General features: G+C 69.4%; 9 protein-coding genes. All 9 read right to left on the bottom strand.

Annotated features, from left to right (window positions below; all coding sequences use genetic code 11):
• Positions 1-101 precede the first annotated feature (101 nt).
• Entirely contained in the window at positions 102-725 is a 624-nt protein-coding gene (gene pgsA, locus RWO33_RS16880; RefSeq protein WP_070209304.1) for a CDP-diacylglycerol--glycerol-3-phosphate 3-phosphatidyltransferase, read from the bottom strand.
• 9 nt (positions 726-734) lie between these two features.
• Entirely contained in the window at positions 735-2,582 is a 1,848-nt protein-coding gene (gene uvrC / locus RWO33_RS16875) for an excinuclease ABC subunit UvrC (RefSeq protein ID WP_145478041.1), read from the bottom strand.
• Positions 2,579-3,994 carry a hypothetical protein gene (locus tag RWO33_RS16870; protein ID WP_314106310.1) on the bottom strand — a complete coding sequence of 472 codons (1,416 nt, stop codon included), beginning with the start codon at positions 3,992-3,994 and terminating at the stop codon, positions 2,579-2,581. The genes uvrC and RWO33_RS16870 overlap by 4 nt, the downstream gene beginning before the upstream one ends.
• A gap of 24 nt (positions 3,995-4,018) precedes the next feature.
• Positions 4,019-4,816, bottom strand: coding sequence for a 3-deoxy-manno-octulosonate cytidylyltransferase (gene kdsB / locus RWO33_RS16865; protein ID WP_314106308.1), 798 nt, complete (start codon positions 4,814-4,816; stop codon positions 4,019-4,021).
• Between the two features lie 41 nt (positions 4,817-4,857).
• Positions 4,858-5,880, bottom strand: coding sequence for a tetraacyldisaccharide 4'-kinase (gene lpxK, locus RWO33_RS16860; RefSeq protein ID WP_314106306.1), 1,023 nt, complete (start codon positions 5,878-5,880; stop codon positions 4,858-4,860).
• Positions 5,880-7,628, bottom strand: a complete 1,749-nt coding sequence (gene msbA / locus RWO33_RS16855; protein ID WP_145478045.1) for a lipid A export permease/ATP-binding protein MsbA — start codon at positions 7,626-7,628, stop codon at positions 5,880-5,882. The genes lpxK and msbA overlap by 1 nt, the downstream gene beginning before the upstream one ends.
• Entirely contained in the window at positions 7,625-8,047 is a 423-nt protein-coding gene (locus RWO33_RS16850) for a biopolymer transporter ExbD (protein ID WP_070209310.1), read from the bottom strand. Before RWO33_RS16850 ends, msbA begins: the two co-directional genes overlap by 4 nt.
• A 3-nt stretch (positions 8,048-8,050) precedes the next feature.
• Positions 8,051-8,725 carry a MotA/TolQ/ExbB proton channel family protein gene (locus RWO33_RS16845; RefSeq protein WP_314106301.1) on the bottom strand — a complete coding sequence of 225 codons (675 nt, stop codon included), beginning with the start codon at positions 8,723-8,725 and terminating at the stop codon, positions 8,051-8,053.
• A 3-nt stretch (positions 8,726-8,728) separates the two neighbouring features.
• On the bottom strand, positions 8,729-9,643 hold a 915-nt coding region (locus tag RWO33_RS16840), incomplete at its 5' end, for a ComEC/Rec2 family competence protein (protein WP_314106299.1).

The following is a 9,643-nucleotide window of genomic DNA, read 5'->3' as shown; positions in this document are numbered from 1 at the left end:
AACTCGCGACCTCAACCTTGGCAAGGTTGCGCTCTACCAACTGAGCTATTCCCGCTTGGGAGGCGAAATTCTACAGCCAAACGCGGTGCTGTCAACAGCCCTCAGCCCTTCTTTTTCGCGCGCGCGGTTTCACGCGCGGCACGCTCGTCCTCACGCAGGCTCGGCCATGCCGCGTGCAGGTATTGCAGGCCCGAAAACAGGGTCAGTACCGCGGCGATCGCCAGGGTCCAGTCACCGATGTGGAACACCGGTTCGCCCATCCAGATATCGGACACCGGCGTGTTCGGCGCCACCGAATACAGCAGGCACAGCAGCGCGACCATCTGCGCGGTGGTCTTGATCTTGCCGATCAGCGCTACCCGCACCTTCGCGCGCTGGCCGATCTCGGCCATCCATTCGCGCAGCGCCGACACCGCGATTTCACGACCGACGATCACCGCCGCCCAGAACGCCATCCACGGGGTCGGGTGGCCCTGCACGATCAGGAACAGTGCCACCGCCACCATCAGCTTGTCGGCCACCGGATCAAGAAACGCGCCGAACGCCGAGGCCAGGTCATAGCGGCGCGCGATCCAGCCATCCAGCCAGTCGGTCAGCGCAGCCAGGCCGAAAATCGCCGCGGACGCGAAGTTCGTCCAGGTGTAGGGGAGATAGAACACCAGCACCAGCACCGGGATCATCACGATCCGCAGCAGCGTCAGCCAGGTGGGGAGGGTCAACTTCATTGCGTCTCTCTACTCGCCGGCCGCAGGGGGCGTGGGCAGTCCATGAAGGTTAGCGTAGATGCGTGCGGCAAGGGCGTCATTGATGCCTTCGACCTTGGCGATTTCCGCCTCGCCGGCCGCTTTCAGTCCGACCAGGCCGCCGAAATGCTTGAGCAGGCTGGCGCGGCGGCGCGGCCCGATGCCGGGAATGTCTTCGAGCTTGCTGGTCATGCGCGCCTTCTGGCGGCGCCCGCGATGGCCGGTGATGGCGAACCGGTGCGCTTCGTCGCGGACCTGCTGGATGAACTGCAGCGCCGGCGACGCCGCGCCCGGACGCAGCTCGCGGCCGTCGGGCAACACCAGCGCCTCATGGCCGGCGCGGCGTTCCACGCCCTTGGCCACGCCCACCAGCATCACCCCTTCCACGCCAAGGTCGGCCAGCGCTGCCTGGGCCTGGGCCAGCTGGCCGGCGCCGCCGTCGATCAGCAGCAGGTCCGGCAGCACGCCCTCTTCCTCCACCGCGCGCCGGAAACGGCGATCGATCGCCTGGCGCATGGCGGCGTAGTCATCGCCCGGTTCGATGCCGCTGATGTTGTAGCGTCGGTACTGGCTGCGCACCGGGCCGCTGGCGTCGAACACCACGCAGGAGGCCACCGTGGCTTCGCCCATGGTGTGGCTGATGTCGAAACATTCCACCCGTTTGACCTGTTCGGCCAGCCCCAGCATCTGCCGCAGGTCTTCGCTGCGTGCGTGCTGCGCGCTGCGGCTGGTGAGCTCGCTGACCAGGGTGATCTGCGCATTGCGGCTGGCCAGTTCGACGTAGCCGGCGCGCTCGCCGCGCACGTTCCACTTCAGCTGCACCTTGTACTCGGCCGAGGCGCTCAGCGCCGATTCGATCAAACTGGCATCCGGGATCTCGCGGTCGAGCAGGATCTCGCGCGGCGGGGCATGTTCGACGTAGTACTGGGAGACGAAGGCGCCCAGCACTTCCTCGGCGCTTTCCTCGCCATTGGTGCGCGGATAGAACGGGCGCGTGCCCATGTTGCGGCCGTCACGGAACGACAGCAGCATCACGCACGCACTGGCGCCCCGGGTGGCGCAGGCCAGCACGTCCAGGTCGGCGGCGCGGCCGTCGACGTACTGTCGGGTCTGCATGCTGCGCAGGGCGGTGACCAGGTCGCGCAGGCGCGCGGCCTGTTCGAATTCAAGCGCTTCGCTGGCCGCCTGCATCTGCGTGCCGAGTTCGCGCGCCAGCTGGTCGCTCTTTCCCTCCAGGAACATCGCGGCGCGGCGCACCGATTCGGCGTAATCGTCGGCTTCCACCAGCGCCACGCACGGCGCGCTGCAGCGCCCGATCTGGTACTGCAGGCAGGGCCGCGATCGGTTGCGGAACACGCTGTCCTCGCAGCTGCGCAGCTTGAACAGCTTGTGCATCAGGTTGAGCGTTTCACGTACCGCGGTCACTCCCGGGTACGGCCCGAAATAACGCCCGGGCACCGCGCGCGGGCCGCGGTGCAGGGCGATGCGCGGCCATTCCTCGCGGGTCAGCAATACCTGCGGATAGGTCTTGTCGTCGCGCAGCGAGACGTTGTAGCGCGGCGACAGCGATTTGATCAGCTGGTTTTCCAGCAGCAGCGCTTCGGCTTCGGAGCGGGTGACGGTGACGTCCATGCGCGCGACCTGCGACAGCATGGACATGATCCGCGCGTTCTTTGGCGCGCCGTTGAAATAGCTGCCCACCCGGTTGCGCAGGGCGCGCGCCTTGCCGACGTACAGCAGGCTGTCGTCGGCCGCGTACATGCGGTACACGCCGGGCGCGGTGCTCAGGTGGGCCGCGAATGCCTTTCCGTCGAAGGCCGGTGCGGTGGACAGGGTCATTCGCTGATCGGCACGTCGCTCAGTACGCCGCTCACCGGGTCGAACCGCAGCACGGCGTGCGCATCGGTTTCGGCGATCCACACCGCGCCCGCGCCGAGCGCCAGCCCGGACGGGCCGTGCAGTCGCCGGGGCAGTTCCACCGTACCCAGCTCGCCGCCGCCCAGGCGCAGGGTCCGCAGGCGTCCGTTGCCGGCGTCGGCGATCCACAGCACCGGTGCGTCCGGGCTCATCGCGATGGCCTGCGGGTATTGCAGCCGCGCGGTGGTGCGTGGGCCGTCCTGCTCGCCGAACGTCCACGGCCCCTGCCCGACCAGCGTCTGGACCAGGTCGCCGCGCAGCTGCATCGAGCGGATCGACGAACCGAGCGCATCGCAGACGTACAGCACCTGCTGCACGGCGGCCAGCGCCGCCGGCTGCGCGAAGGCGGCCAGGTGCCCGCTGCCGTCGCGCTCGTCCATCGCCCCGGACCCGGCCCGCCACGACAGCGTGCGCTGGCCAAGGTGGTAGCTCCAGACGCGGTTGTCGCCGGCCATCGCGATGTGCACCTGGTTGTCGGCTACGGCGATGCCCTGCGGGTGGTTCAACGGCGCCTGCCGCGGATCGGAGATCGCGCCCTCGCGCGGATCGCCGGGGCGGCCATTGCCGCACAGGGTGTCGACCTGGCCGGTCAACAGGTGGATGCGGCGCAGCGCGTGGTTGCCGGTGTCGGCCACGTACAGCCACTCGCGTTCCAGCGCCAGGCCCTGCGGGCGGTTGAACGCCGCCTCGGCGGGGCCGCCGTCCATCATGTCGGCGGTGCCCAGCCCGAACTGGCGCAGCACGCGGCCGGCGTGGCTGCATTCGAGGATGCGGTGGTGGCCACTGTCGGCGATATACAGCCGCTCTGTGCTCACCGCCAGCGCGGACGGGAACAACAACGGCAGGCGCGGTTCCGGATCCAGCTCACGCGGTTGCGGCGCATCGCCGTCGCGCGGCCCGGTCACCCCCTGGCACAGGCTGTTGAGGGCACGGTCCAGGTCGTCGGCGAATCCCACCAGCCGGTCGACTTCCCTGCCCTGCGCATCCAGCAGTACCAGGGTCGGCCATGCGGTGATGTTGAAACGGCGCCAGCCATCCCAGTCCGCGTCGAGCAGCGCGGGCGCGGCCAGTCCCTGGCGGCGCAGGAGCTTCAACGCCTGCGCCGGTTCGCGTTCGAAATCGAAGCGCGGCACCTGCAGGATCAGCGGCTGCAGCCTGCCCGGATTGCGCGACTGCCATTGGCCCAGCTCGGCCAGCCGCTGCGCGCACCAGACCGAGGCGGCATTGACGAAGGCCAGCGCCACGGGGCGGCCGCGCAGCTCGGTCAGCGTGGTCGGCGCAGCATTGAGCCACGTGGCGAATTCGGGAAGGTCCTGGACGAGCTGTACGTTCATGCCGTGATTATGCCGGACTCGGCGTCACGCGACCGTCGCGCCACCGTCAATATGACGGCGGGCCAGCCAGGCCTCGGCCCGCTCAAGGTCGGCCGGGGTGTCGATCCCCGGCGGGAAGGCGGCCGGCGACAGCGCCACGCTGAGCCGGTGCCCGGCCTCGAGCACCCGCAGCTGTTCCAGCGATTCCAGCTGCTCCAGGCGGCCGGGCGGCAGCGCGGCGAAGGCCTGCAGAAACCCGGCACGATAGGCATAGATGCCGATGTGGCGCAGCCAATGCGGACCCGACAGGTGCTCACGGCTCTGCGCGAACGCGTCGCGGTGCCAGGGAATAGGCGCGCGGCTGAAGTACAGCGCGTCCAGGTTCTGCTGGCGCACCACCTTGACCACGTTGGGGTCGAACAGGGTTTCGGCGTCTTCGACCGGGGTGGCCAGGGTGGCCATGTCTGCACCGCTGTAGACCAGCGCCTCGGCCACGGCGCGGATGCCGTCGGCCGGCGCGAACGGTTCGTCGCCCTGCAGGTTCACCACGAGGGTGTCGTCTGACCAGCCGGCCTGGCATGCGCACTCGGCCAGGCGGTCGGTTCCCGAGGCGTGGCTGGCGGCGGTCATCGCCACCCGCACCGTGGGCAGCTCCTGCAGCGCGTCTGCGATGCGGGTGTCGTCGGTGGCGACCCAGACCTCGCGCGCGCCGGCCTCCAGGGCGCGTTCGGCCACGTGCAGCACCAGCGGGGTGCCTCCCAGCAGGCGCAGGGGCTTGCCGGGCAGGCGCGAGGCGGCGTAGCGCGCCGGAATGGCGACGACGAAATCAACGGGCTGGCTCATGCGGGAAACCTCTCGGGACAACGCGGGATGGGAGCGCGCGCTCAGCGCTTGCCGAGTTTATCGACGCGGTCGAGCAGGGCCACCCAGAAGGCGGCCGGCAGGTCGGCCGACAGCGGCACGGCGAAATGCCATTCATTGGCGAACGCCTTGCACTTCACCGCGTCCTTTTCGGTCATCAGCACCGGCAGCTCGCTTCCGAAACGCAGGTCCGCCGCCTGGTAGGCGTGGTGGTCGGCAAAGGCGTGCGGGACCACGCCGATGCCCTGCGCGCGCAGCATGTCGAAGAAGCGCTGCGGGTGGGCGATACCGGCCACCGCGTGTACGCGCTGGCCACGGAAATGCGACAGCGCGCGGGCGCGGCCACCGCTGAGCGGTTGCGCGCGGTCGATGTGCAGCTGCATCGACCATTCGCCGAAACCGCAGGTGGCCATCGCGGCCGGATCGGCACTGGCCTGGCCCAGGTTCACCACGCGGAAATCGCAGTCGCGCGCGCGGCTGGCCGGCTCGCGCAGGGGGCCGGCCGGGATCAGCCGCCCATTGCCATAGCGACGCTGCGCGTCGACTACTTCGATCTCGATGTCCCGCGACAGCCGATAGTGCTGCAGGCCATCATCGCAGACGATGATGTCGCAGCCGGCCTCGATCAGCGCCTTGCCGGCGGCAACGCGGTCGGCGTCGACCCGGACCGGCACGCCGGTCTTCCAGGCGATCAGGACCGGTTCGTCGCCGCCCAGCGCGGTGTCGGTGTCCGCGTCCACCCAGCGCGCCAGCTTGGCCTCCTGGCGACCGTAGCCGCGGCTGGCCACGCCGGGCTTCCAGCCGGCCGCGCGCAGCTGGTCCACCAGCGCGATGGTCAGCGGGGTCTTGCCGGTGCCGCCGGCGGTCACGTTGCCGACCACGATCACCGGCACCGGCAGGGCATGGCGCTTGAACCAGCCACGCCGGTACAGCGCACGGCGCAGCGCCACCACCGCGCCGTACACCGGCGCGAGCAGGCGCGCGGCGAACGGCACCGCGCTGCCGTCATACCAGTACGACGGCGTCTGGGACCCGTTGGACGCCATCAGGGCTGCCTTTCGCGGAACTGCATCTTGTGCAGGTGCTCGTACAGGCCGCCCAGCGCGAGCAGTTCGTCGTGGGTACCGCGCTCGACGATGCGGCCATGGTCCATCACCAGCACCTGGTCGGCATGTTCGATGGTGGACAGGCGGTGCGCGATGACCAGCGTGGTGCGCTCGGGCATCAGGCGCTGCAGTGCGTCCTGCACCAGTCGCTCGGATTCGTTGTCCAGCGCGGCGGTGGCTTCATCCAGGATCAGCACCGGCGCGTCACGCAGGATCGCGCGGGCGATCGCCAGGCGCTGGCGCTGGCCGCCGGACAGCAGCGCACCGTTTTCGCCAACCGGGGTCTGCAGCTGCTGTGGCATGCGCTCGATGAACTCCCAGGCATTGGCCGCTTCGGCCGCCTTGCGGATCTCTTCTTCGCTGGCGTCCATGCCGTAGGCGATGTTGGCCGCCACGGTATCGTCGAAGAGCATCACCTTCTGTCCCACCATCGCCACCTGGCGGCGCAGGTCGGCCAGCGGGTACTCGTCCAGCGGCACGCCATCGAGCCGGATGCAACCGCCGCTAGGTTCGTAGAAACGCGGCACCAGGCGGATCAGGCTGGTCTTGCCGCTGCCGGAGCGGCCGACGATGGCGGTGACGGTGCCGGGCCTGGCTTCGAACGTGATGTCATCCAGCGCGATCCCGGTGTCTTCGCGGTAACGCAGCATCACGTGCTCGAACGACAGTTCGCCCCGCACGCGCTGGGCGCGGGTGCTGCCCTGGTCGCGCTCGACCGGCAGGTCGAGGATGCCGAACAGGCGCTCGGCCGCCGCCACGCCGCGCGAAATCGAGGTCTGCACGCTGGTCAACCGCCGCAGCGAAGGAATGATGGCCATCATCGAGGTCATCAGGCCCATGAACTGGCCGGCGTTCAGGCGCCCGGCCAGCGCTTCGCGGGTGGACACCCACACGATCACCGCCAGCGCCAGCGCGGCCAGGAACTGCACCGTGCTCGAGGCCAGCGCACGCGTGGTTTCGACCTTCATGTTGAGGCCGAGCATGCGGTTGGCCAGGCGCGAATAGCGTTCGATTTCGTGCGCCTGGGTGCCATGCACCTTCACTTCCTGCTGCGCGGCCAGCGACTGTTCTGCGGTCTGCGCCATGCTGCCCATGCCGTCCTGGATGCCGCGGCTGATGCGCCGGTAGCGCTTGCCCACGAACGAGACGATCACGCCGATGAGCGGCACCACCACCAGCATCGCCACGGTGACCTTGACGCTCATCTGCAGCATCACCACCAGCATGGCGATGATGGTCAGGGTATCGGCCACCAGGGTCTTGAGCGCGTCGGCGCTGGCCTGGGTGACCTGCTCGGTGTCGTAGTTCAGGCGGCTGACCATCACCGGCGTGGCTTCGCTGTCGAAATGCGACGACGGCAGGTGCAGGTACTTGGACAGCACCTGCTCGCGCAGGTCGCGCACCACGCTGCGGCCGGTGCGCGCCAGGGCGTAGTCGCTGACCAGGGTAGCCAGGCTGCGCATCATGAACAGCCCGAGGATGGTCAGCGGCAGGATCACCGCCATGCGCGGCTCGGGATTGACGAAGCCGCGGTTGACCAGCGGCTCCATCAGCTTGGTGAAGTGGTAGCCGGCCAGCGCTTCTACCACCATCGCGATGACCGCGGCGACCATGAACACCCAGTAGGCACGGGTGTAGCCAAGCAGGCGTTTGTAGATCGGCCAGACCGGCGCGTGTTGTTTACTCATGGACGCACCTCCGGCGCGGTAGCGATGGCGATGCGGCGGAAGCCGAGCTGGCCCAGGGCGTCCTGGGCGGTGACCACGGCCTGGTACGGGGTGCGGGCGTCAGCGCGCAGCAGCACGGTCTGCTCGCGGTCGCTGCCGGCGACCGCGGCGATGGTCTGCTTGACCGACTCCACGTCGGTGCGCAGCACTTCCTGGTCGTTGATGAAGTAGCGCCCCTCGGCATTCACCAGCACGCTCAGCGAGCGCGGCGGCTCGGTGGTGTCCTGCTGGCTGGCGGTCGGCAGCTGCAGCTGCAGCGTCGAACGCGCGTCGAAGGTGGTGGTGACCACGAAGAAGATGATCAGCACCAGGATGACGTCGATCAGGGGCACCAGGTCGATATGCACCTCGTCCTGGACCCGGTCGTTGCGGATGCGCATCCGTCAGCCCTTGGCCGTGGCAGGCGAAGCGGCGACCGGCGCGGTACCGGCACGCGGCGGGGCGTTCATGACGCCGGGGCGGCCGTCCAGCGCATCGAGCAGGGCCGAGGCCTCCATCTCCATCTCGATCACGTAGCCGCCGATGCGGCCCTTGAAGTAGCGATGGAACATCAGCGCGGGAATGGCCACGATCATGCCGGTGGCGGTGCACACCAGTGCCTTGCCGATACCGCCGGCGAGCTGGTTCACGTCGCCCACGCCGTGGTCGAGGATGCCCATGAACATCTGGATCATGCCGACCACGGTGCCGAGCAGGCCCAGCAGAGGACCGGCCGAGGCGATCGTGCCCAGCGCGTTCAGGTAGCGCTCCATGCGGTGCACCAGGTGCCGTCCGGCATCTTCGATCCGTTCGCGGATCTGGTCGCGCGGCCGGTTGCGCGCTTCCAGCGCCACCGCCAGCAGCGCACCCAGCGGCGAGTTGGCCCGCAGCGACTGGATGTGGGTGGGATCGAGCTTGCCGCGCGCGGCCCAGTTGCGGACCTCCTGGCCCAGCCCGGGGGGCAGGACCTCATTGCGCCGCAAGGTCCAGAAACGCTCCAGGACGATTGCCAAAGCCAGTACGCCCAACAGCAGCAGCGGCAGCATCGGCCAGCCACCGGCCTTGACCAGTTCCCACACGTTTCAACCCTCCGGCCCATCGGCCGCCTGTATGACCGCCGATAGGATAGCAGCCGACCGCGCCCGCTCCGCGGCATCCCACCAACGGCGTTCGAAAAGACGCTGTTCGCGCACCTGCAATCCGTCGCGGCCCAGCCAGATCCGCAGCGCTCCGCTGTCGGCGGTGTCCAGCACTTCGGCCCGGGCGCCCTGCCAGCGCTGCACCACCTCGGCACGCGGGTGGCCGAAGCGGTTGCCGTGCCCGGAGGAGACGATCGCCAGCCGCGGCGACACCGCCTCCACCCAAGGCGCACTGGACGACCCCGCGCTGCCGTGGTGCGCCACCAGCGTCATCTCGGCGCGCAGTGCGCCCGGAACGCTGGCCAGAAGGCGCGACTCCTCGGCGTGGCCGATGTCGCCGGTCAACAGCAGCGCGCCGTGCGTGGTCTGGATGCGCAGCACGCAGCTGCTGGCGTTGCCCGCGTAGGCCATGCCCCGGGGCGGGTGCAGGACCGTGAAACCCACGCCATCCCAGTGCCAGGCCATGCCCTCGTGGCACGCAGTCGCGTCTTCCCGGACCGCCCCGTCGGGCGCCATCAGGGGCGGCGTGGCAAAGGCGCGGCGGACCGCCGGCATGCCGCCGGCGTGGTCGCGGTCGCCATGGCTGAGCAGGACGCGGTCCAGCCCGGTTTCGCCCAAGGCATGCAGGGTGGGAACCACGATGCGCTCGCCCGCGTCGAATCCGACCTCGGCGGCGGGTCCGGCGTCGTACAGCAGGCGGTGCCGGTGGGTGCGGACCCAGACAGCCAGGCCCTGCCCCACGTCCATCACCAGCAGCTCGACCTCCCCCGGCTGTGGCCGCCCCCGCGCCGGCCACAGCAGCGGCAGGCACAGCTCGCTTATAAAAAAAACCGAGCCCACCCAGTCACGAATACAAAA

This window comes from uncultured Stenotrophomonas sp. (assembly GCF_963519925.1).
In the GTDB taxonomy this organism is placed as follows: Bacteria; Pseudomonadota; Gammaproteobacteria; order Xanthomonadales; family Xanthomonadaceae; genus Stenotrophomonas; species Stenotrophomonas maltophilia_AE.
This window is presented reverse-complemented; position numbering and strand designations above follow the sequence as displayed.

What these genes read in the sequence shown, in the direction of transcription:
- pgsA (WP_070209304.1), bottom strand. Translation starts at nt 725, where the DNA reads ATGAAGTTGACCCTCCCCACCTGGCTGACGCTGCTGCGGATCGTGATG.
- uvrC (WP_145478041.1), bottom strand. Translation starts at nt 2,582, where the DNA reads ATGACCCTGTCCACCGCACCGGCCTTCGACGGAAAGGCATTCGCGGCC.
- RWO33_RS16870 (WP_314106310.1), bottom strand. Translation starts at nt 3,994, where the DNA reads ATGAACGTACAGCTCGTCCAGGACCTTCCCGAATTCGCCACGTGGCTC.
- kdsB (WP_314106308.1), bottom strand. Translation starts at nt 4,816, where the DNA reads ATGAGCCAGCCCGTTGATTTCGTCGTCGCCATTCCGGCGCGCTACGCC.
- lpxK (WP_314106306.1), bottom strand. Translation starts at nt 5,880, where the DNA reads ATGGCGTCCAACGGGTCCCAGACGCCGTCGTACTGGTATGACGGCAGC.
- msbA (WP_145478045.1), bottom strand. Translation starts at nt 7,628, where the DNA reads ATGAGTAAACAACACGCGCCGGTCTGGCCGATCTACAAACGCCTGCTT.
- RWO33_RS16850 (WP_070209310.1), bottom strand. Translation starts at nt 8,047, where the DNA reads ATGCGCATCCGCAACGACCGGGTCCAGGACGAGGTGCATATCGACCTG.